Genomic DNA, 23,613 nt, shown 5'->3' with positions numbered 1-23,613 from the left:
CAACTGTCTCATCAAGTGCTTACTCTTTTTTCTCTGTGTCCGACAAATTTTTATCGTTTGATGAATTGCCATATTTCTTTTTATATTCATCTAATTGTTGCTCATATGTTTTTAACTTTTGATCACGTTCTTCCCCTGATAAATCTGGATTATTTTTCAGTGATTCAATTTGTTTAACAAGGCCGTACATAATAAGCTGAGGATCATCAAGTGTCTTAGCTAAATCTAATGATTTATCAAAATTACCTTTTCCGTTATACATCCAATACAGCAAATACTTTTCATCACTTTTCAAACTAATGTTTTTCATAATCGATTTCTTTTGAGCTTCACCTAGTTTTTCAGCTGTAATGTATGCAAATGCTAACTCATATTTAGATGCAATCGGTAATGATTCAAACTCCTCTTCATTCAATTGCGTAATGACTTTGTCATAATCAGTTGCTATGAAACTTGCATTTGCTTCTAACAATTTATTTTGATAAGGAAATTTTATAAAAGTGAAATATATTAAAGGAGCAGCTAAAATAACTGTCGCCGCTATGAAGGAAAAAGCTAAGTATTTAAACGATTTATAGCTTTTTTTAGGTACTAACTGCATATTTTTTTCTGTTTTTGTTTGTTCCTTCTCAAAGCTGTCATCAAGAAACTGCAGTAATGCATCTAAGCTTTCCATTTGAGCAACGGTCTGTTCAAATGTTGTTTCTTTTGCATCTTTTAGTAACCCAGCATACAAATCATCAAAGTTATGTTTTTGGGAGAATAAAGCAATAATTAGACACTTATATTGTGTTAAAAATTGCTCTTCTAATAACGGGGTTGGCGGAACAATATCTCGAATTCCTCTATGTATAATACTTGGTATTAAATTAGCATTAAAAACTATATTGTCTGGATGTAAAAAGAACGTGATTCGTTTATTTAAATATTTACGAAACTGCGCAACATTCCGAAGTAGTCTTAATTTCTCATTTCTTCCAAAACGGCTAAGATCGTCCCACTTATATAATTTTTTATCTACTTGATATAGAAACGTAAACATATCATCCGTTTCTTCTATTGTTAATGGTACAAATTCAGATGATTCGCCCGTAATTATATCGAATTGACGGAAGTCTTTTATACGTGTTTGAGATTTGGTCATCTCCAATTTCCAATTTCCTTTTTCTATTTGAAATTGATAGTTCATTGCATCAATTTGAATTATTTTTTCCGTCATGTTTATCCTCTTCTCCTTTTCTTTATAACCCGTAATAACTTATTTTCAAATAACTAAAAGTAAAAAATATTCTTTATAAAACTTGCAAAATATCTCCATCTGTTATTTGGTGATCAATTAAACGATCATTATCTGTTAAAACAATTGACTTATTTTTCACTTTAATTACAAAATGTGAACCTTCATGATTATCAATCTTTAGCGTATCTAATAAGTTTTTTAATAAATATTTAATAGATTGATGATTCGGAATACGCAAATCATATGTATTTCCATTCCATTTACTAAAATCTACTGTCACATTGATATGTGTTTGTATTGCCATCGCTTTACCTCCAACTTTTACGAAGAACCGTATAAATACCGATGCAAATAAGTAGAATGCCGCCGCCAAATAATAATATTATTGTTATACTAATTGGCTCTTCATTCATTGTTTCATTACTCGCTACTTCATCTGCACTTTTTCTGACAATGTATTCACTGCTAAACAAACTATTTTTCGTATCTTTAACACTATTATTCTCTTTTGGTTTTGTAAAAAGAGAATCTCGCAAAGCTTCCATATCTTTTTGTTCTTTCTTTTTCTTTTTCTCAATTTCTTCTTCTATATCTTTGTTAAATAACTCAATCGATGCTTTATCTAATTCTGTTTCCTTATGTTCCTTTTTATTTTTTTCTTGGTCGCTTTCTTCAAGTCGATCCACTTTAAACTTAATCTTCCCATCATCACCAAGATAACTGTCAGCCGCGCTCCTTATCGGTAGCGCGACAAACAGTAAAAGGATAGAGAGAAATGATAACTTAGCCACTATGCTCCATTGTTTGATCATTTACTTCTTTTTCCTCCCATTTCTTATGCCATACAAATAGATTACTAACCAATCCAATAATGGCAATTACAAACAATACGACAAAAATAACTTTCCCAGTATCTTTACCACTAATAAAATCATTTAGAAAACTTTCTATATACTGAAGCGGTGAGAATTGACGTATCTTTCCGACAGACGACATTTGATCTACTTTACTTCCAACTGCCTCAGTTAAAAATAGGTACATGCTTAAAAATACTAATAGTATAAACATTCCTACCATTTTTATTTGTCGTAATAAGTAGGTTGAGACCAATACAAACGCCATCATAATAAATGTGATGAACGCAATCCATAGTAAACTTTGATCCTGACCGAACTTTAAAAGACGCCCAGAAATGATACCTATACTAATCCCTTCCACAATTGATATACCGAAAGCTACTACTGTAGTTGGTACATTCATATCAATTAATGAGAATTTCTCTTCAAAATGATCTGATTGCATTCGTTTCTTTTCTTGATTCGCAATTGCGTATGCTGTAAATAATGCAACAATGAAACAAGTTAATACAATTAAGTATGGTGTAAAAGCATTTCCTGCTACAATTACTCCATCATTTTGCTTTTGAACTGGACTAGCTAAAAAGTCATATAGCATCTCATTTTGACGATCTCCAATACGGCTATTCGCTAAAATTTTCGTAAAGTTTTTGGAGAATGATTTATCATCTTCCATTTTCTTCGTAAAGTCATTTAATAATAAATCAGCTTTTGAAACAATTGTCGTTCCGCTGTCTTGAATTTCTTTTGCTTGTCCATTAATTTGATCAAATGTTTTATATACATCGTCTGAAGTTGCTAAACTATGCTTCGAACTTTCGACCAATGACTGACTTTGCATCATTAATGATTTAATACCAGAATCTAACGATAAAATAGCTGTTTGCTCACCAGCATGATTTGTTGTTAATACTTGCTGCTCTTCAACTAGCTTTAAGCTATTCTCACGCCATTTCGCTAAACCTTTTACATACTCTCCTAAATTTTCATTCATACTAGTTGCTTGTTGCGTCGTTCCATTTAATTTCTCCGCTAGTAGCATAGAATTTTGATCCGCACTAGTAATAGATTGTTGATAAGAGTTTATTTTTTGTTTTAAACCTGACATATCTTGCTTTATTTCTGTAGTAATACTTGATGAAACAAGATTTGAAATTAAATCAATTAAACTTTGTTTATTTAATACGTAGTACAAAGATTGATCCGTCGCAATTGCATCTAAACTTCCCTCTTCTAACTTAGGACCTACATCTTTCGTTCTTAAATCAATCCCATAATACATTTCGTAAAGGCTCATTAAACCTTGATAACTTTCGACTGTATCTACTGCTTCTTTAATTAATACACTAGATATATTTTTTGTTAATACTTCTGCTTTTTGATGTACAACTTGATTCGTTGTACTTTCAATAGTTTTTGAATTGCTACCATTATCTGTCCCAGTGTCTGGCTTCTCGCCTGTGTCAGGTTTTCCTCCCGTGTCTGGATTTCCTCCTGTATCAGGTTTCCCTCCTGTGTCTGGATTTCCTCCTGTATCAGGTTTTCCTCCTGTGTCTGGATTTCCTCCTGTATCAGGTTTTCCACCTGTGTCTGGATTTCCTCCCGTATCAGGTTTTCCTCCTGTGTCTGGATTTCCTCCCGTATCAGGTTTTCCTCCTGTATCAGGTTTTCCTCCTGTATCAGGTTTTCCTCCTGTATCAGGTTTTCCTCCTGTATCAGGTTTTCCTCCTGTATCAGGTTTTCCTCCTGCATCAGGTTTTCCTCCTGTATCAGGCTTTACACTGTCACCATTATTACTCTGTTCTGTTTTTTGAATAATAGGCGTTTTAGCACTGTGTACTAACGGCATTATGCCATACTGTGATTTATGAACCACATTTTCCACCTTGCTATTTTCCGTTTGTGTTCCTTTATCTTCTTTGTTAGGTTTTTCTTTTTCAGGACTAGTTTCTTTTGTATGAGTCCCACTCAATTCCCACTGCCACATTACAGGAGAGAAAACATCTATATTGATGTTTGGATCTTTTAACTTCACATGCAGATCAATCTTTATATCCCCTTCATTACGAGGAGCTATTGTAATTTCTCCTGCTTCGCTTTGAAGAAAATCACTTGTACGATCCACATCATCAATATATAAAGCTTCTGTACTTCCATCTAGTTTAAATTCTTCTGGAATCTTTATCTTCAAAATTTGCGGAGATTCCATTTTAATTACTTTCGCAGTATCACTAAATGTAATTCCCTCTGTATAAAGTCTATCCTTTACTTCTTTAATAGCGTTTCCTAAAGATATTTTATTTACAGGATCATAATAAAAATTATTTTCTTTATTATATTTTTTTGTAAATTGAATTACATTTTGCAGTTGTAATTTCGTCGCATCTGGTAAATCGCTTTGACCGATTTCTTCCATGTTTAAACTAGGTAATTTCGCAATTAAATTCTCGATTTGTTTCTTTATTCGAGCATCTGGTTGTTTCATTAATGTATTTATGAAGATTTCTTGCTTTCCATCATTCGACATAGATTGCTTTAACTTCTTAATTACCGTCTCTTGAATATCACTTTCTAACTTTCCTGCAAGTTCTGTATCATATTCAGATACTTGTTTTTTTACATCTGCTAAATATTTTTGAATCGCTGCAGCATCAGTTAAAATATTTGGTTCTTTCTCTGAAAACGTAAATTGATTTGAAATACTTTTATTAGCTGATTCCAATGCACTTAATTGCTTTAAAGCATCGCCTGTATTCATATCATTCATATATTGATTGAATTGATTTGTGAAATTATTCGCTAACAAATTGTTATCAGTTTGCATTTTTTGAAAGTTATTAAAACCATCTAAGTACGTACTGTTTGATTTATTCCCTTCATCTAACGCTTGACCGAAACCTTTTAAAACATCCTGAAATCCTTTGAAACTATTAACAGAAACACCTGTATAATCTTGTACTGTTTTAAATTGATTTGTGTAATTTGCTAACGGACTATGTATATCTTTTTTATACATAGTTGTTTGAACGTTTCCTTTTTCAATTATTTTACCTATATTATCTTGTGCACCTTGTAGCTTACCGATAATACTCGCAAAATAAACGTCGATTATTTGCTTATTGAAATCTTCTAAAATAACAGAAGCTGTATTTTCTGCCTCAGCTTTCAAATCCTTATTCCCAGTTGCATTTACTTTGTAGTTTAACGTTAATTTCTCCGGAATCTCTGAATCAATCGCAACTGCTTTCCTAGAAAAATCATTTGGAATAACAATCATCATATTGTAATTATTATTTTTCAATCCATTTTCTGCTACCCCGCGACTAACTACGTACCATTCTTGTTTCGTATTTTTATTTACATTTTTAACAAATTGATCTCCAAATGCTATTTTATTGCCCTCAAATACAGTGCCCTGATCTTCATTTACCAACGCAACTGTCATTTTTGGTGTAGTATTCTCATTAGCTTTCTTAACATTTTGATTTAATGCTAAATAGGAGACCCCTGTCGATAGTACAAGAGCTAAAATAATAAACAACAAGATGCTCCATTTGAACTTTTTCACTACTTATCACTCCTGCGACTGCGAGTCTATCTGATGAAAGACTTCGTATCTTACTCTAGTTTTAAAGTAATTTAGCCATACAACGTATGGTTGCATGGCTAAATTATATATTTCTTTTTATCTGTCTTATTGTAGACCGAAATTACGAGAAAGATCTTCGTCATGTCTAGCAACAGCTTCTGCAGTTTTATTAAGCTGCATATTAATTTCTTGTAATAGCTGTGCGAAGTTTTGTACTTTTGGCTTTAATTGATTGAACTGTTGGTCAAAACCTTCGAAAGCACGACCTTCCCATTCTCCTCTTAATTCATTTTGTAAGTTTTGTAGTTGACGTAAAATGTCCTCAATTTGATTTGCACCTTGTCCATATCGAGTCGCTTTCGATTTAAGCTCCTCTGGTGACATACGAATTTGTCCTGCCATTATTAAATCCCCCTTAAAATTAAAAAATAGTAAAATTAACCAATAATCAATTCTACAAATTGATTATATCAATAATTTAAAAATTTCTAAACAAAAAAATGATATTTTTCCAAAATTTCTCTTTTACTATAATAACGATATATTATATAATACTAATTTATTTGTTTTTTAAGCACACTCTATAAATCTACTATAAAATAAAGGCAAACCATCTATTTTATACTTATTCGCTTTAAATTCCAGCGATAAAGTAGCCACTAAATCATTATTTTCTCTTCTCTCATTCAGACTATTCTACTCACTTCAAAGTCATAATTACCTGCCTTTCAACAAACCCAAACTCTTCGTACATCTCTTTTGCAAAATTCCCAGCAAATACATTCAACCGAATTTCTAAATACTTCTCCTTTAATTCCTTAATACCAGCTTCCATCAGTTCTCGCGATAATCCTCTCCCGCGATATTCTGGGAAAACGTACAATTCATATATAAATCCAAGTTTTTCACGAGAAAAATAGTCTGTATTTTCCCCAATTAATATCCATCCCATTACTTTATTTTTTTCTTTAACGATTAAATAGTATGCTCCTTTTTCTACAATCGGCTTTGTAATTTCAATCGCTTTCTCGGTACTTAATTGACAATTGCCTCTCGTCCCTTCAAAAAGCGATTGAGCCGCACATTTTAATATTTCATTGGTATCTTCTTGATTCGCCTTAATTATCATTTTTACAACTCCCCTTGAATAATAGGCATTACTATCGCTTGTTCAAGATTCTCCGCTTCCATAACAATTGCTGTTAATCCGTGTTCTGTACTTGTTTCATGGAGCTCTCCCTTTTCCCAAAACACAGCTTGTCCCGCCTCTATATTTATCTTTTCTTTATTTACCCCACATACATATCCTGCTCCTTTCACAATAAGAAGCAGTTGAGATACAACTGCTTCATGATTACCGATGATTCCATTCTCGTGTAAATGCATAACACCGATATGTATATTCCCTCGATGGTTTAATATTTTCGACATGATGAAATTAGATTGAAATACTGATAGGTGCTTTCCTACTTTTTCACTAAAATCAAAAATTTTCATTACTAGTCCTCCTTATACGTATAAAACCATCCTTACTGTCTGCATCATATGTCCTTCAAAGTCTTCTTCAAATTGCTCTAATTCAGCAAAACCTTTCGCTTCATAAAAGCGTTTTCCTTTTTCATTTGCTGCTTCTACATGTATGTACAATTTCCGTATCCCATTTAATGCTTTAATCCCTCTTTGTAATAAAGCACTTCCGATCCCTTTTCCTTGCTGATCTGGTAACAAATAAATCGCACCTAATTCCGCTTCATTTTGTAGTCTAACAGGTGAAAAGTTCGCAAACCCTATTACTTCACCCTCTTCTTCCGCAACGAATAAATGTGTATTTTTAAGACGATATTTCATTTTTTCATCAGAGTATGCCTCGTCTAAAAAACTATCTTGAATTTCTCTCGGAATAATGCCTTCGTATGTATCATGCCAAGCTATTTTTGCTACTGATTGTACAGCATGAATATCTTCTTGCTTCATTTCTCTAATTATATATGTCATCTCGATGTCTCCATTCTCTTTAAATTATATTCTGCTAATATACTAGAAGAAACGGCAAAACCATTTTCATAATTCACCTTAATTAATTTTAATTTCTCAATTGAAGCTGTTGCAAAATCAAACTTTCCATAAATATATTCCATTACACTTAAAAACTGCTTTGTATGTAATCTATTTGCAATTGTACAATGCGGAACCCATTTTCCCGGTACGTAATATGAATTTGGGTTGTCATGAAAAGTTTTAAAATAATCATGATAAGAATAATGAAGTTTTAACAATTCATCGGTAACGGTCGGCGCTAGAAAGACCGTTCCATTAGTAGGAAAAATTCCAACAGAAGGAAAAGTTACTGCATCCATATTTTCTTGAATAGCTACAAACTCCCCTAGTTTCTCAGTATACAAATGAACATCTAACTCATTATAATCAGCTAACGTAATATGAGGTTCTACTCCAGCTAATTGATTTGTTCCAATTACATTTGTTAATTCATTTTGCAATTCTGTAATTTTATTAGTAAACACACGATCAAATGTAGCAATAATAGCGTACAATCTTTCTCACCCCTTCGTTACACATAGCGCTTCCCATTCTTCACGAATCATGCCCATTCGAATAGAATCATAGTATGTTCCGTTATAATAACGACACTTTCGCATTCTACCTTCTAAGCTCATTCCTATTTTCTCCGCTACTTTCATCATTCGTTCATTGCCAGACCAAGTCGTGATTCCTACTCTACCAATCTCCATTTTTTCAAATAGCAAATCTCTATATAATGTCAATGTTTCTGTACCGTATCCACCATTCCAGTATGTTGGGTCATAAATCACAAGCCCCATCTCTAACCAACGCGTCGGTTTGTATTCCCAATAAAACCCAACTGTCCCAATGATTTGACCGTTATTTTCTATAATTAAATTGGATAGCGGTTCTTCTTGCAAACGAGTTTGCATCTTTTCCTTATAGGATGAGTATTCTTGCATTGAAAACGGAAAATACGGTGCATCCCATTTTTTCCATTCTGGATTTTCTTCTTTAAACACGAGATTCCATAATGTTTTTATATCTGATTCTTCAATTGTACGAATTGTTACTTTATCCCCTTTTACTATTACGCTATTCATAATTTCCTCCTACACTCCTCTTTATTTCATATATAATTATAATATTTTTTCTGAAAAATCAAAACAAATATCATTTATTATATTGTATAATTTTGTTATAAGGTACCAATTATTGATTTAGAAAGCTGGTGATTCAATGAATAAACGATTTAGTATTGCTTTATTTCTTACTATTATTATGACAAATATTATTCTCTATTTCTTCTTACCATTAAGTATTGTTACGAAATGGGACTTTAATGGAACGCCTACATCAACAATGGATAAAAGCACTTTTGTAATCATAAATATAATTATATGTTCCTTCTTATTCTTTGTATTTTTAGCTTTATCTAAAGCAGCGAGTAACCAGAAATTTCTCCATTGGATCGGCAACACAATGTTACTATTCTTATTTTTTGTCGATATTGTCATCGCCCTCATCGCTCTTGGCTTTTCACTTCCTCTTGATCATTTCATATTTTTAGCATTAGGGCTTTTATTTATATTAATAGGTTATTTCAGTTCCAAAATTGATACGACTAAATCAACCGTTTCATTAGAATGGAATGATAAGTACCTTGAAAAAAGAGCTTCAAATATTAGTAGTATTTCAATGATGATAGCAGGTATTTTTTTAGCGATACTTCCTTTTATCGTTTCTGCTCCCTATAGAGGTTATGCTATACTAGCAATTCTTTTAGGAATGACGCTTATCATTCTGCCGAGTACGATTTATTTACTTATTAAAGACAGCAAGCAATCTACTCCTTTAAAAAATAGGAGGTTATATCCCTCCTATTTCAGCTTAATGTTTTATTTTTCACTTTTTCTATCTCAACTAAAATCCCTTTCTCTATCCAACCCTCTACGCCATCTTTTTTAATTAAATCATATCCTGAACAGCTATCATCAATGAGAGAAACGATATCTCCCTTCCTAACGCTTATTTGCGCACAAGAAATATCAGTTTTCACTGTATATTCACCTGACTTAAGTTGTTTCATATATTCATTTTTTACAGTGAGCACATTATTCGTTTCCTTTTGTTTACATACGGTGTAATCTTGCACCTTCTCGATAGGCTCTATGTAATAATACGGATATGTCACTCCGCCCTGCCTTTCTGAATTCGCATTAAAATCCGCTATTACTTCGTACTCTGGAAAATAGTCTACATATGTATAAGAAAACGTATCGTCCGTTTGTTTCCTCTGAATAATAAATACGTTTAACTGCCCTGCTTCTTTAATTGCATTTCCTCCATCAATTGCAATAATTTTTTTCTCCTTATCAATAACTGGATTATTAGACGGTGCTTCTTCAGAATAGTTCACGACAGGCCAATGACCGACTATTACATACTTATTTGCTTTATGTGATTGATTGAAAAACTCCGGCATTGCTATCGCATTTTTGCGCTCAGTTTCTTTCCAATCTACTCTATCTTCTAGACCGGCATGCACAAAAATATAATCTTCTGTTTCAATCGCTGTTGGCAACTCTGTTAGCCAATATAGTTCTTGTGAAAATTCACTTAACAATGCTTCTTTCACTTCACGAATTGAAGTGCCCTCATGAACTGAAAAACCCAATTGCTCTAGCCATTCATTAAAAATTGAATGCTTCCTCGTACATAAATAATTAATAAGACCAGGATTTTCATTTAGAAGAGCATCAACTAAAACTTCACAATTCCCTTCAACAACGTGAACCTTTGAATTGTTCTTTACAAGATTCATAACGTAGTTTACTACGCCTACGCTATCTCGTCCTTTCTCGCAAAGATCTCCATTAATAATTAAATAATCTTCATCTTTAAAGTTAACTTTATGTAGTGCTTCTTTTAAAAGATTTAATTCTCCATGAATATCAGATATGACAATAACTCTAGCATCATTAGGGATTGATAGTTTCTTTATTTTTTTCAAGTATAAGCGCTCCAATCATTCTCTTTATTAAATTAAAACAATTCGACAAAATACACTATATAACCTTTTCAAATACATATACCATAACTTACAACCTATTTACGGTTCAATAATAACTTAAAAAATAAGAAGAAGCTGTTCCCAACTTTTGCAGGACAGCTTCTTCTTATTTTTTATAGTTCTTTATAAAAAGAATAACTCACCTTATCATACCCTTCTCTTTCATAAAAACGATGAGCATCAATTCTTGAAAATGCTGACGTGAGGACGATAGACTCACATTCGTTTTCCTTTCCCCAGTTCTCTATATACGAAAGTAATACTTTCCCATGTCCTTTTGAACGATGTGCTTCTGCTGTTACAAGGTCATATACGAAAACGTGTTTCTTATTATAAAAGTTCGTACAAATCGCTACACCTGCAAGGCTAACAACTTCATCATTCTCATTACGCAGCGAAAATAGTTTATAATTTTCTTCTTTCATATTTCGAAATAAAGAGCTTGTTTCCTCTTTTGAAAGTTTCATTCGTAATTGCTGTAAAACAGGTAATACTTCATGTAATTGCTCTTCTGTTACTACTTCTTTAACATTCATTTTTAACTCTCCTCTAACTATTTATTTAATTTTCTAAATGTTATATCATTATTATAGAAAGTAACTGCCCTTCACTTAAGTGACAGTTTAAGTGTTTTTTATAAGGCCAGTTTTAAAGGAGAGTTTTATATGGATTTTACTATCCCATTGCAATTACAAAGTAACACACCTATTTACTTGCAAATTTACGAATATATTAAAGCTGAAATTATACAAGGGACTATTTCTGTCGGCACACGTCTACCCTCACACAGAAATTTAGCATCACAACTTAATATTAGCCGCATTACTGTTGAATCAGCTTATCAACAATTATTAGCTGAAGGTTATGTAGAAAGTAAACCGAAACGTGGTATTTTTGTAGCAAATTTCGATATTGACGTTATCCCAAATAAAAAGCGAAATGCAGCAAAGAAGACGAGCAATTTGATAGACGAAAAATTTGAATATGATTGTAGCCAAGGACTTATTGATCAAAATACATTTCCGATTACAAATTGGAAACGAGCATTACAAGAATCCATACTTACATACGAAAATGCACTATTTGCCAAAGAAGACCCTCAAGGTGAATTCGCTCTTCGAGAGCATATATCAACATATTTATATCATTCTCGCGGTGTCCATTCTTCACCTGATCAAATTGTGATTGGCGCCGGAACGCAGCCACTTCTCTGGCTACTACTTCAACTGCTTGGCCCTACAAAAGAATACGGCATTGAAAACCCTGGATTTCACCGTATACACGCAATCATTAAAAGCTGTGATAGACAAATTCATCCCATACCATTGGATGAAAAAGGGATTGATATTTCTAGTTTATACAATACAAATTCCAATGTCGCATACGTTACACCATCACACCAATTTCCGCTCGGGATTATTATGCCTTTATCTAGAAGATTAGAATTGTTAAAGTGGGCTAATGATTGCAGCGGATACATTATTGAAGATGACTATGACGGAGAGTTTCGCTACGCTGGTAAGCCGATTCCTTCTTTACAAAGTCTTGATTCAAATGAACGCGTTATTTATATGGGAACTTTCTCAAAATCTTTTTTACCTTCTTTACGAATGGGATATGTTGTTTTACCACCACACCTTTTAAAAACATATCAAGAACTGCATGGAATTTTCAAACAAACAGTCGCTACAATACAACAACTTGCTTTTGCTAACTTTATACAAAGCAGGAATTGGGAACGTCACCTTAATCGGAGTCGTACACTATATAAAAGAAAACATCATGCGTTAGTAAAATCCATTATGAAAGAAATGGGGGCTAATGTTCAAATTCTTGGCGAACAGTCCGGACTTCATATTGTTTTATGTGTCCATAACAGTATGAATGAAAATGAACTGATTGAATCCGCTAAAAAACAAAGCGTTAAATTATACCCACTTTCTCCATATGATTTCGTGAATGATTTACGTAAGGAATCATACGTATTACTCGGCTTTGGTAGTATTCCAGAAAATAAAATTGAAACGTTGGCTACATTATTAAAAGACGCTTGGTTTCCTAGTTGCAAGGAAACTTTTTAACAGTGGATTTAACTTGTAACATGTTAACAATTCAACAAAATAAAAAAGAAGGCTGTCCAAAATAACTTTTTGGACAGCCTTCTTCTAGTTATTCACCTGACCTAGCTTTCCTTCCCGGACGTTTCACACCAGTCGTTTCTGTTGAATAGGAAGCTTCGATTATAGCGGCTGGATCTACAGAGAGAACGAGATCTTTCATTTTCGGATAAATGAATCGGTTTGTAATGCAATAAATGATTCTCTTATGCTCCCCTAAAAAACCACCTTCTCCATGTAGATACGTAACAGATAGTTGCAATTCTTTCATAAGTAAATCGCCTATTTCTTTATTCTTACCAGAAATAATCATAACGCTCTTACCTTGATTAATACCATCTAATATAAAATCAATCATCTTCGTAACAATATAGAAAATTGCTAATGAGAACATCGCTTGTTCGATTGAAAATAAAATGGCAACAAAGATGAAAATAACTGCATTTACTGCAAGTAAAAATGTACTAATCGGTACATTAAAGTGTTTATTCATCCAAACTGCTAACATTTCCGAACCGTCAATTGCTCCACCCATTTTAACAACAATCCCAACACCAATTCCAAACAGTACTCCACCATAAAGTACAATTAATAACTCAGAAGTCGTAATTGCTGGAAATGGTTTTAAATAAATTAATCCGAGTGTTGTAACTACATTCGCATAAGATGTACGGATAAAAAATTTCTTTCCCATTACTTTTGCAGTAAATAATAAAATTGGGATATTAATTCCTAAGAACACACCATAAAGCGGCAATCCTGCAACTTTATTTGCCATAATAGCAATAGCCGTTACCCCGCCATCTACTAATCCATTAGGTGCTAAAATAAGCTCTAATGAACCTGCTACTATAATTGAGCCAATTGTTAATAATACGTATTCAAATACTTTCTTCATTCATTACCCCCAAAACTTATATATTTTCTTAGTATTATTTTAACGTAATTTTACTACTAATTCAAAGGTATCGATTTATATACACAAAAGTTTCTCCTTTATCACTATTTTTATGTAACACATGTAACGCGTAATACTAAAAACACACTTACAAATTAAAAGTAAGTGTGTTTTTAACATCTATTTAATCTTTACGTACGGCTTCATTTTTAATTTGAATATTTCCTCAACTGCCCTTTGATATCCACCGGCATTTCTAAGCGACTCTCCCACTTTACGACTATTCTCCTTAAACGTCACATCATCCATTACTTTCTTTACAGTCTCACGTAATAATTCAGAAGTTAACTCGTTGCGATTAAGTCTTATTCCTGCCCCTACTTCAGTCAATCGTTTTGCAACGAATGGCTGATCTCCTGTTACCGGAATTACAACTAATGGAACACCGTAATATAACGCTTCACTCGAACTATTCATACCACCATGTGTCACGAATACATCAGCATGCTGTAAAACTTCTAATTGCGGGACATAATTATACAACTTAAAGTTTTTCGGGATATTTTCAAATTGACTTATATTTATCTTCTTACCAACGACTAATACGACTGTCGCATCAACATCTTTAAACGCTTCAAAACATTTTTCATACAAAGCAGGTTGTTCATTAAAAACTGTTCCCATAGAAATGAAAATCACTTTTTCATTTTTTAAATCTTCGGTAGGAAAACTCCCCACTTCTTTTCGAGTAGCAATTGATGGACCTACAAATTTATACGATTCATCAAATACCTCTGAACGCGGCTGATATTCTTTTGAAGTATATACAATCGTAATATCACCAGGATGGTTCATAATATCATACATACTATTACATTTCATTCCATACTGCTTATTCCATCTTTGCATTCCCGTTAAACAAGATTGATATAATGGATCCATTTCATCTACTTGTCTCGATTCTTGCTCATCATGAAAATTAATGTACTGATTAACAGCAAACGTTGTACAGGATGAAACGCTTGGTAATTGTAAAATATTCGCTATAATACGTCCTACTGGAAAATGATTATCATATATTAAATAATCGTATTTTTCCTCTTTTGTTTCTTCTACAATTTGAGTAACAATACGCTCTGATGCTTCAATCATATGAGATAGCATCGTCAAAGGGCTCCCACCTTCATTTACTCGTTCCATAATATTAATTTGAGAGAGAAAATTCTCAAACACTCGGAATTCCGCACCTGTTGCTTCAACCTTCTTTCTATAATCTTCAATACAATAAGAAACAACTGTTTCCCCTCGCTGAATTAACTCACTTACAATAGCTAAAGTCGGATTAATATGACCTTCCCCAGGAAAATTTATTACGAGTACATTTGCCATAACATTCTCTCCTATCCAATTAATATAATAAAATTAACAATTAATTATATTAATTAATTTAAGTCTATTATAAATGAATGCATTCTACTTCTTCATGCTTTTCTCTTCATTTTATTATTGAGAAATATTTTCTATAGCCTACATTATTGTGATTCACAATCTTATAAATGAATGCTTAATTTTACTTTTACTCTTCATAGATTTAAAGATACGAGTCTTACATTAAAGTATTACCACCATTATTTTTAGACAATTCATACAAAAATAGAGAAATATAATATTTTTAATGAGTTTTCACTATAAATGTAAGTATGCTTTCAATCTTTTTATCTTTATCCTCATAACTCATCATCTGTTATATAATGAATTTATAGAATTTACAGAAAAAGAAGCACATGCCTTTAAAAGTGGTTACGAAACAATTATGTCTATTCCTCACTTAGAAGAATATAGACAGCCTTATCGTTATTTATACCGACTGTTATCTGTGCAAGGTAGTGTGGAATTAAAGGAATGGTTAAGTCACCCATCCTATTTTTAAATACGAATGAGAGGGATTATAAAATGGATATTCAGAAAAAGTGTTCTGTAACAGAAAGTGAAATACAACAAATGAAGGATTTGGCTTATATTTGCGGGCAACAAGACAATCTTGATTACTCTTCAGATTTACATATCAACTTTTTAAAAAATCGAAATGAAGATTATATAAACGATTTTCTTCTTTATAACGGTACTCAATTAATTGGCGCTTTAAATATGTATGATTTCGAAAGACCAACAAAGCTTGAACTAATAGGCTTTGTACATCCTCATTTTAGAAAACAACGTTTCGGAACTATCCTTTTACAAACTGCAATGAAAGAAATACAAAATAGAGAGACAGATGAAGCTCTTCTTATTATTAATGGGGACTCTATTTCTGGGAATGAATTTTTAAAACATATGAAGTTACCATATTTATATAGTGAATATAGTATGGAGTTCAAAACAAACGAAATTCAAAAAACAACAGATAATAATATACAGCTTACTCTTGCACCTTCAGAATCACTTCTTGATCTTATTGAAATTTCTAGTAAAGCTTTTGGTGATTCAGTAGAAAATACGGCTACATGGTTACAAAAAATGATGACTTCACCTTCCCATCAAGTTTACAGTGCCCTTATTGCTGAAAAAGTGATAGGAACAATTACAGTTTCTAAACAAGAGCAATCTACTACACTATCAGGATTCGCCGTTCATCCTTCTTATCAAGGTAAAGGATACGGAAAAGATATTCTTTGTAATATAGTACATACTCTTATTACAGAAGGAGTTTCAACAATTGAGTTAGACGTCGAAACGAAAAATATCCACGCTTTAAAACTATATACACAATGTGGTTTTGAAATTAACACGAGGCATGACTATTATAATTTAATGAATTTTTAGGTGAATACATATGTTAAAAAAACAATTTATTTTAATTATGATATTTTAGCAGACATCTATATTAAACATTGGGGACATTTTGTTGAATACTCCTATCCAGCCTCGTTTTACAAGATGCTCTTCCCTACTCTCGTATATTAGATCTTTGTTGCGGGACTGGTCATCTCTGCCGGTGATAGTTTAATTTAGTTGAACTAAAAAGTGTGTTTCGCAAAGTTTACTCCGTATTACATAACGAGGGTATATTCGCATTTGATATGAATAAAAAAATAAAAAAACTGAATCGAAATGATTCAGTTCTTTCTTAATATATTTACAATTGCAGTTGTTTCGTCATTTTCTTTATAGACACGCGGAATTCTTCTATCTAGCATACATGTAACTTCATAGTTTATTGTACCTAACATATCCGCTATTTCTTCTACTGCGATATTTTCTTCACCTTGTTTACCGTAGAATACTACTTCGTCTCCTACTTGTACTGGCATCGCTTTTGAAACATCCAACATTAACTGATCCATACAAACACGGCCAATAACAGGTACTCGAACCCCGTTAATTAACGCATAGCCTTTATTAGATAATTGACGATTATAACCATCAGCATAACCAATTGGTACAGTCGCAATCCATTCTTCACCAGTTGTTACATACGTATTCCCATAACTTACACCACGATTCTTCTTCGCATGTTTAATATGAGCTACTTTTGATTTTAACGACAACGCAGGCTGTAAAGAAACGACTGAATGATCCACTTCTTTTGATGGATACATACCGTACACTCCTATTCCAACGCGTACCATATTTTGAAATGTGTTACTTAATTCCATTGATCCCGCACTATTTGAACTATGAATATATGGTATTTGAATTCCTAATTCTTTCGCTGTATTAACAGCCTTTTCAAATAAACTTGTTTGCATATTCGTATATGATTTATCGATTTCATCTGCCGTAGAGTAATGCGTAAATATCCCTACTACCTCTACATACTTCATACGGTTTAATTCTTCTAAAAATGGTTTAACTTCTTCTTCTTGTAAACCGATACGACTCATTCCTGTATCAATTTTCACTTGAATTTGTACTTTCTTTTGAAGACGGTTTGCAATTTCATTTATACCATGTAAATCTTCTACTCTATAAACAGTCATCATAACGTCATATTGAATTACATCTTCTACAGCCGCTACTGGTGTGTATCCTAAAATTAAAATTGGTACAGTAATTCCTGCTTCTCTTAATTCTATTGCTTCATCTACAAATGCAACTGCAAGTTGATGTATTCCCGCTTCAATTGCAGCTTTGGCAACTTCAACTGCCCCATGGCCATACCCATTCGCTTTTACAGCAGCCATCATCTTAATTTCTTCATCATTTACATGTTTTTTAAATTCTTTTACATTATGTTTTACAGCATTTAAGTCAATTTCTACAATTGTATCTCTTCCATATTTCAAACTCATTGGTCTAACTCCTAACTCAATAATTGCATTCCATTCTATTTCACGTTTCATATGACCTTTTACAATATAATACTTTTCATTATGCTAGTCAAACTACTAGAATTTTCGGAATTTTGAGTATGATATAATATCCTCAAGAAACTATTATATACGGAGACGAGGAGAATTACAATGTTTGTTCAATCTGCATTGCATCAACTAAAAGTTGCTATTGATACTTCTATTTATATGCTTAACCAATATAGTGAAAACGATTTAAAAATACAACCGATTCACTCAAAACGATCATTATTTGAAATGTGTGCACATCTTTCTCTTATTTGTCATGCTGATTTACTCATTTTAAATGGTATTTCAGAAAAAGCATTACATACCTTTTATATAGAACATACGCCCGTAACAGTTGCTCACATGCAACAAACGATGATTGAAGGATACAACCTTCTCTCTAAAACATTTCTTTCCTACTCCCAAATAGAACTAGCAGAAGTTATGACTGCCTATTGGGGGATTTCTTATTCGCGCTTTGAATGGTTACTTGAAATCGTTGCACACTTTTATCATCATCGTGGACAAATTCATATTTTATTATGCGAGCATATGAAAGATCCTCGCATTCCTTTATTTGAGTGATTTTCCACTCATTCATTAATGATAAATAGAGAAGCTACAAAACCAATAAAAAGTATCATTCCTAATAAAATAAATGTTTGAGCATAACCTCCTATTTTCATAAGATAAATAGAAATGATAGGTCCTATAACTAGTACCTAAAAATAAAATAAAAGTATATTCCCCTTGCTTTCCCTCCTAATTGACCTACAAGAGAAACTAAAGACGGAACGGATATAGCAATACCTATTACAAAACAGACACTCATCATTACAAGTAGAGATAGATCCGAAACAAAGCCCATTGAACTTAGACTAAAAATAGCAATCAACAATCCTCCTTGAAGAACCTTTCTTACTTCAAACCTCTTTGTTAAACGACCTGCAAGTGGTGACAGCAACATACCAAACAGCCCTGCTAAGCGAAAATAAAGGATTTGTTCTGCAGTTAAATTGTAAGTAGGAGAGCTCAAATAATTCCCTAAAACAGTATACATATTAACAAAAGCCATTATTAAAAAAGGATTTTTCACACTGACTAACTATTAGTTTTAAATAATTCGTAACTTCTTTAAGGCATAAGAAATTCCGCCTTCACTCGCCTTCGTTGTAACGAAATCAGCCCTTCTCTTCAACTCCTCTCCACCATTTCCCATCGCAACTCCTAATCCTACATACTGCAACATCTCAATATCATTTCCACCATCGCCAAAAGCAATGGCTTCTAATTTACTAATGTTTAAATGTTCCAATACTTTTTGAATTGCAGTTAGCTTCGATACTTTACTATCTTCCAATACATTTATAACGTAACCATGAAAACGCTCAAACGTAAGTGCTGGATATCTTTCAATGAATTTTTGAGCTTCTGTATCATCAGCATACAGACATATGCAATACATCTCATCTGATAAGTTTCTAACTTTGTCAGGATACCGCTCTAAATTTAAAGTTTCATTTAACGCTCGTATGACACGTTCATCTTTGGAAGCAATATTATTCATTGCAAATTCTTCTGTAAAGTAAGAAACACTGTGACCATGTAATTCAGCAAAATTTGAAATATCATGAACGATTTCGCTTGAAAGTACTGATTTATGTATAACTTCTTCCCCACATTTTATATGTGCACCATTTGCTGAAATAAACGTATTTATACCTAGTTCCTTAAATTGTGAGCATAAACTATACGGTCTTCCAGTTGTAACAACTACGTGAATTCCTTTATCTATTAACCTTCGTATCGCTTCTTTTATACTTTCGTGCATGCTTCTATCAATCTCACTTAATAACGTACCGTCAACATCGAAAAATACAACTTTGTACATAAGTCTTTACATCCCGTCCAAATGATTCGTATCATTAATGAAATGCACCGTTTTTTGTTCACCCTCAATTTCAATTAAACTTATTCCCGTATCTCCCATTTTGAAATAGTAGTCCATTGAAATTGGCATTTTGAAAAATGCACGTAATAGACTATTAATTACGCCTCCATGGGCAACAATTGCAATTCGATCATATGTATTCTCTATCATAATTTTAGAAAAGATTCCTTCTATTCTCATTCGAAACTCAATAAATGATTCTCCGTTTTCAAAACGGTCATGAAGAAACTTTGGCTCTGGATATTTCTTTGCTTCTTCAAATGATAAGCCTGCTTGCACTCCATTATTAAACTCCATTAATTCCTCTTCTAATTGAATTGGACAACCAATTGCTTCTGCTAATATTTCACCCGTTTCACGAGCGCGTTTTAATGTGCTTGCCCAAATGAAATCTGGCGCAAAATCTTTTTTCACTTTCTGTACAAGTCTTTGTACTTGTTGTCTCCCTTTGTCAGTTAACTCAAAATCAGCTCGACCTTCATGCACATGTAAAATATCAGCTTCTGATTCTCCGTGGCGTATTAGTAGTATTTGCATGTTTCTCTCTCCCTTTATTTAACATTCATAAAATTCCATTATATCACTTTTTAAGATTCCAAAATAAAAAAGGAACGGTCTCCCGTCCCTCATCCATTCACTTTTTCCGCATCATTCCAATAATATTTACTAAACGCTTCTGTTAACACATCAATTGTGTTATATAATTCATCTAACGTATTATCAACACCACCAACTTCAATTAACATCGCATTTTTCGATAAATCTTGGTTATAAACGCCATTTCCATCTTTTTTATACTTTGGAAAAATCCCTCTACTTAATCCGTAGTAGTTTTCATCTAAATAACTATTGATGGCTCTTGCAATTTTTTCATTTTCAGCATGGCCTTCATTTTCCATCCCAATTATAAAATATAATCTTGCATACGATTTTCCGTTAATTACTTTTGTTGTTACTTTCTTACGCTGATCGTCACGGTGTATATCAATTGGAAACGCAATTTTATTATTTTGTGCTAATGCTTCTTTTACATATTCATGAGACGCTTTATATGATTGCGGCCATTTCCATTTTTTACTCGCTAATAAATCACCCATATTCGTTTTATCGTGAACTACCGGAATTCCTTGTCCTTCAAGTTGCTCTTTCATACGTTTCCCTAGTAAAGACACATTTACATCTGGACTTGATGGATCCGTAGCCCCTGGTAATAATGGAAAGAAGGATTCCCAGCTATGTGTATGATAAATATATACTGCACTTTCACCTTTTTTCGCTCCGTTCTTTTTCTGAACCGGATTATTCTTTTCCGCTTCTGTAACTTTATCTTTTGCTACTTCCCTTTCTTTCGTTACTTCTTCAATCGGTACACTAGATTCATTTGGGATATTCGTCAAGTTTGTCCCTTCCCCAGCTACGATAATATTAGAATAATACTTTGACATACCAGGTACTTCTTTACCGACGAATGTTCTTAAATCTTTAATTTTCAAATCTGTCGCAATAGAGAACATTAAATTTCCAACTGACTCTCTTTTATTCTTCTTAAAATAATCAAATCCGTAATAGCGATTCTCACGTTCTATCATTTGAACAAAACCTTGCATCGATACTTTTCCAAACCATTGATTTGCATAATTCGATTTCATTGTATGTAAAAATGACGTCAAAATCGACGCTATCATAATTACTATTAGCGCATATAAAAGGAGTAACGAAATCAGTTTCTTCCCATGTATTCGAGTTGCATACTTTTTCACTGCATCACCTTCTTTATACATGGATATGTACAAGCTTTTCGGAATATACGCAAAAAAAAAGAGAAATGGTATCCCATTTCTCTTCCTCACTTTTATTGTTCTTTTCCTGTATCATTTGAAGGTAGTTTCTTCACTTGTTTTTCTTTAAATATTTCTCCAATTGCCCCAAGAGTACCAAGTGTTTCAATTGCATTAGACGGAATAAAGACTTTATTTGCTGGTCCTTTTGCAACTTCAGCTAATGATTCAAATGATTTGTAAGCAAGTATACGCTCATCCAAATTCGCTTCACGAAGCAATTCAATACGATTTTGTTCTGCTTTTGCGATTTCTTCAATTGCCCTTGCTTCCCCTTGCGCTTCTAATTCTTTTGCTTCTTTTATACCTTCAGCTTCGCGAATACGCGCTTCTTTATCCCCTTCAGCCATCAAGATTTTACTTTGCTTTTCCCCTTCAGCACGAAGGACTTTATCTTGTTTTGCTGCTTCAGCTTCTAAAATAATCGCACGTTTATTACGCTCAGCCTTCATTTGTTTTTCCATTGATGCTTGCACATCTTTTGGCGGGTTAATATCAACAACTTCGACACGTTCAATACGTACGCCCCATTTTTCTGTTGCTTCATCAAGCGCTAAGCGGATTTCTGTTGAAATTTTTTCACGACCAGATAACGTTTCATCCAGTTCCATTTTACCGATAATTTGACGCATCGTTGCTGAAGTAATATTACGAACACCATATTCATAGTTTGAAATACCATATGTCGCAAGTTCTGGTTCAACAATTTGATAGAAAATAATAGTATCAATTTCTACTTGAACATTATCTTTGGAAATTACCTTTTGCGGTGGTACATTCGTTTGTTGAATACGTAAGTCATGATATACACGAACACGATCTACAATTGGTATTAAAATATTTAACCCTGGGTGCATGATACGTTGAAACTTACCAAATCTTTCAACAACCCCAACTTTTTGCTGAGGAATAATTTTAATTGTTAATGCGATAAATGTAACTACAATTAGTGCGAATATAATCGTTAACGTTAATGCTACCATATTTATTCACTCTCCTTTTTCACTTGTAATATAGTACTATGCCTCTTTATAACAACGACTTTTTCTCCAGCATCAATTGAAGAATCTGCAATAGCTGTCCAAGTATCTCCATCCACTTTCACAATACCATTCGCTTCATTTGTAATCGCTTGCATAACAATCCCTTTTTTACCAACAAGCATATCTACTGTATCAGTAAAACCTTTTGCTTCTCGAAAGTTTTTTGAAATTCTTTTCGTAAAGAATGTCAAAGTTAAACTTACAATTGCACCAACAGTAACTTGTAACAGTAGTGCATCAGGAGCAAACAAAGCAATAAGACCTCCGACAACAGCTCCAATTCCAAGCCAAAGCATGTAAAATGTAATCGACAACATTTCCGCGATAAATAAAATACCAGCTATTATAAACCAAATTACCCAAGCAGCCATATGCAACCCTCACTTTCTTTCTCATTTTCTATATGTATATGAAGAAAAGAATGGTTTATCCGCCCTTTCTTACACTTGGGCGTTTGCTACAAGCTATTGTACATACTCACTGTTACAATGATCATTAATATAATACTATATCAATATATTCTTCATTATACATGAAAATCCCTTTCAAAAAGTGACAAAAAATTAAATTCTTTAAAAATTTTAATTTTTAAATTACAATTATTCTAATTACTAAATACTATTTTTTATAGAGGTGATAATCTTA

The 23,613-nt window shown here is 32.9% G+C and carries 23 protein-coding genes and 4 pseudogenes; 6 read left to right on the top strand and 21 right to left on the bottom strand.

Translation table 11 applies throughout. The features are described 5' to 3' along the window. Positions 1-19: 19 nt before the first annotated feature. The 10 genes from essB to NST86_RS10190 all read right to left on the bottom strand — a co-directional run bounded on the left by essB (position 20) and on the right by NST86_RS10190 (position 8,811). Complete coding sequence (essB, locus tag NST86_RS10235; protein WP_086424324.1) at positions 20-1,219, bottom strand: type VII secretion protein EssB; 1,200 nt, start codon at positions 1,217-1,219, stop codon at positions 20-22. Positions 1,220-1,292: 73 nt separating this feature from the next. Further along, complete coding sequence (locus NST86_RS10230) at positions 1,293-1,544, bottom strand: EsaB/YukD family protein (RefSeq protein WP_001007571.1); 252 nt, start codon at positions 1,542-1,544, stop codon at positions 1,293-1,295. 4 nt (positions 1,545-1,548) lie between these two features. Then, positions 1,549-2,052: a type VII secretion protein EssA gene (essA, locus tag NST86_RS10225; protein WP_000595655.1), complete on the bottom strand. Its 504-nt coding sequence runs from the start codon at positions 2,050-2,052 to the stop codon at positions 1,549-1,551. Next, positions 2,024-5,665, bottom strand: a complete 3,642-nt coding sequence (gene esaA, locus NST86_RS10220) for a type VII secretion protein EsaA (protein ID WP_313886389.1) — start codon at positions 5,663-5,665, stop codon at positions 2,024-2,026. Before esaA ends, essA begins: the two co-directional genes overlap by 29 nt. Before the next feature lie 126 nt (positions 5,666-5,791). Further along, the gene (locus tag NST86_RS10215; protein ID WP_000918601.1) at positions 5,792-6,088 is read right to left on the bottom strand and encodes a WXG100 family type VII secretion target; all 297 of its coding nucleotides are present in this window, start codon (positions 6,086-6,088) and stop codon (positions 5,792-5,794) included. Between the two features lie 298 nt (positions 6,089-6,386). Further along, the gene (locus NST86_RS10210) at positions 6,387-6,815 is read right to left on the bottom strand and encodes a GNAT family N-acetyltransferase (protein WP_000584232.1); all 429 of its coding nucleotides are present in this window, start codon (positions 6,813-6,815) and stop codon (positions 6,387-6,389) included. A 2-nt stretch (positions 6,816-6,817) separates the two neighbouring features. Next, positions 6,818-7,183 (bottom strand): hypothetical protein, encoded by a 366-nt coding sequence (locus NST86_RS10205; protein WP_000688080.1) that lies wholly within the window; start codon positions 7,181-7,183, stop codon positions 6,818-6,820. 12 nt (positions 7,184-7,195) lie between these two features. After that, positions 7,196-7,681, bottom strand: a complete 486-nt coding sequence (locus NST86_RS10200; protein WP_000221050.1) for a GNAT family N-acetyltransferase — start codon at positions 7,679-7,681, stop codon at positions 7,196-7,198. Beyond that, a complete protein-coding gene (locus NST86_RS10195) occupies positions 7,678-8,238 on the bottom strand; it encodes a 2'-5' RNA ligase family protein (protein ID WP_016117664.1) in 561 nt (186 codons plus the stop codon). The genes NST86_RS10200 and NST86_RS10195 overlap by 4 nt, the downstream gene beginning before the upstream one ends. Before the next feature lie 6 nt (positions 8,239-8,244). Then, positions 8,245-8,811, bottom strand: coding sequence for a GNAT family N-acetyltransferase (locus NST86_RS10190; protein ID WP_016117663.1), 567 nt, complete (start codon positions 8,809-8,811; stop codon positions 8,245-8,247). Positions 8,812-8,947: 136 nt separating this feature from the next. On the opposite strand from NST86_RS10190, the pseudogene NST86_RS10185 reads away from it, so the two are divergent. Next, positions 8,948-9,568, top strand: a pseudogene (locus NST86_RS10185) (DUF1648 domain-containing protein); the annotation flags it as partial. Between the two features lie 25 nt (positions 9,569-9,593). Here the strand turns inward: NST86_RS10185 and NST86_RS10180 are convergent. Together NST86_RS10180 and NST86_RS10175 are read right to left on the bottom strand one after the other, a co-directional pair. Further along, on the bottom strand, positions 9,594-10,721 hold the full coding sequence (locus NST86_RS10180) for a metallophosphoesterase (RefSeq protein ID WP_340933645.1): 1,128 nt from the start codon (positions 10,719-10,721) through the stop codon (positions 9,594-9,596). Positions 10,722-10,894: 173 nt separating this feature from the next. Beyond that, positions 10,895-11,317, bottom strand: a complete 423-nt coding sequence (locus tag NST86_RS10175) for a GNAT family N-acetyltransferase (protein ID WP_001101111.1) — start codon at positions 11,315-11,317, stop codon at positions 10,895-10,897. 129 nt (positions 11,318-11,446) lie between these two features. On the opposite strand from NST86_RS10175, the gene pdxR reads away from it, so the two are divergent. Next, entirely contained in the window at positions 11,447-12,862 is a 1,416-nt protein-coding gene (gene pdxR / locus NST86_RS10170; protein ID WP_086424326.1) for a MocR-like pyridoxine biosynthesis transcription factor PdxR, read from the top strand. A gap of 88 nt (positions 12,863-12,950) precedes the next feature. Here the strand turns inward: pdxR and NST86_RS10165 are convergent, their stop codons facing one another. Both NST86_RS10165 and NST86_RS10160 read right to left on the bottom strand, forming a co-directional pair. Next, entirely contained in the window at positions 12,951-13,796 is an 846-nt protein-coding gene (locus NST86_RS10165; RefSeq protein WP_000755125.1) for a YitT family protein, read from the bottom strand. Positions 13,797-13,976: 180 nt separating this feature from the next. Further along, positions 13,977-15,185, bottom strand: coding sequence for a macrolide family glycosyltransferase (locus NST86_RS10160; protein ID WP_016117661.1), 1,209 nt, complete (start codon positions 15,183-15,185; stop codon positions 13,977-13,979). A gap of 379 nt (positions 15,186-15,564) precedes the next feature. Here NST86_RS10160 and NST86_RS10155 point away from each other — a divergent pair. The 3 genes and pseudogenes from NST86_RS10155 to NST86_RS34850 form a co-directional block, all read left to right on the top strand. After that, positions 15,565-15,726, top strand: a pseudogene (locus NST86_RS10155) (nitrate reductase); the annotation flags it as partial. 23 nt (positions 15,727-15,749) lie between these two features. After that, positions 15,750-16,619, top strand: coding sequence for a GNAT family N-acetyltransferase (locus NST86_RS10150; protein ID WP_086424327.1), 870 nt, complete (start codon positions 15,750-15,752; stop codon positions 16,617-16,619). Next, positions 16,620-16,792: pseudogene (locus NST86_RS34850) on the top strand (class I SAM-dependent methyltransferase); the annotation flags it as partial. A gap of 120 nt (positions 16,793-16,912) precedes the next feature. Here NST86_RS34850 and alr read toward each other — a convergent pair. Beyond that, positions 16,913-18,088: an alanine racemase gene (alr, locus tag NST86_RS10140; RefSeq protein ID WP_016117660.1), complete on the bottom strand. Its 1,176-nt coding sequence runs from the start codon at positions 18,086-18,088 to the stop codon at positions 16,913-16,915. Positions 18,089-18,259: 171 nt separating this feature from the next. On the opposite strand from alr, the gene NST86_RS10135 reads away from it, so the two are divergent. Next, positions 18,260-18,721, top strand: a complete 462-nt coding sequence (locus tag NST86_RS10135; protein WP_227593093.1) for a DinB family protein — start codon at positions 18,260-18,262, stop codon at positions 18,719-18,721. 8 nt (positions 18,722-18,729) lie between these two features. Here NST86_RS10135 and NST86_RS10130 read toward each other — a convergent pair. The 6 genes and pseudogenes from NST86_RS10130 to NST86_RS10105 form a co-directional block, all read right to left on the bottom strand. Beyond that, a pseudogene (locus NST86_RS10130) lies at positions 18,730-19,217 on the bottom strand (MFS transporter); the annotation flags it as partial. Positions 19,218-19,250: 33 nt separating this feature from the next. Further along, a complete protein-coding gene (locus NST86_RS10125) occupies positions 19,251-20,027 on the bottom strand; it encodes a Cof-type HAD-IIB family hydrolase (protein ID WP_227593094.1) in 777 nt (258 codons plus the stop codon). Positions 20,028-20,033: 6 nt separating this feature from the next. Then, complete coding sequence (locus NST86_RS10120; protein WP_001166433.1) at positions 20,034-20,624, bottom strand: histidine phosphatase family protein; 591 nt, start codon at positions 20,622-20,624, stop codon at positions 20,034-20,036. Between the two features lie 89 nt (positions 20,625-20,713). Then, positions 20,714-21,919, bottom strand: coding sequence for a stage II sporulation protein P (gene spoIIP, locus NST86_RS10115; protein WP_313894949.1), 1,206 nt, complete (start codon positions 21,917-21,919; stop codon positions 20,714-20,716). Positions 21,920-21,939: 20 nt separating this feature from the next. Further along, complete coding sequence (locus tag NST86_RS10110) at positions 21,940-22,908, bottom strand: SPFH domain-containing protein (protein ID WP_340933636.1); 969 nt, start codon at positions 22,906-22,908, stop codon at positions 21,940-21,942. A 2-nt stretch (positions 22,909-22,910) separates the two neighbouring features. After that, positions 22,911-23,339 carry an NfeD family protein gene (locus NST86_RS10105; RefSeq protein ID WP_000741974.1) on the bottom strand — a complete coding sequence of 143 codons (429 nt, stop codon included), beginning with the start codon at positions 23,337-23,339 and terminating at the stop codon, positions 22,911-22,913. Positions 23,340-23,613 lie beyond the last annotated feature (274 nt).

The organism is Bacillus sp. FSL L8-0199 (assembly GCF_038005705.1).
Taxonomy (GTDB): domain Bacteria; phylum Bacillota; class Bacilli; order Bacillales; family Bacillaceae_G; genus Bacillus_A; species Bacillus_A cereus.
Note: the sequence above shows the minus strand (reverse complement) of the source record. Positions and strands in the feature narration are given on the sequence as shown.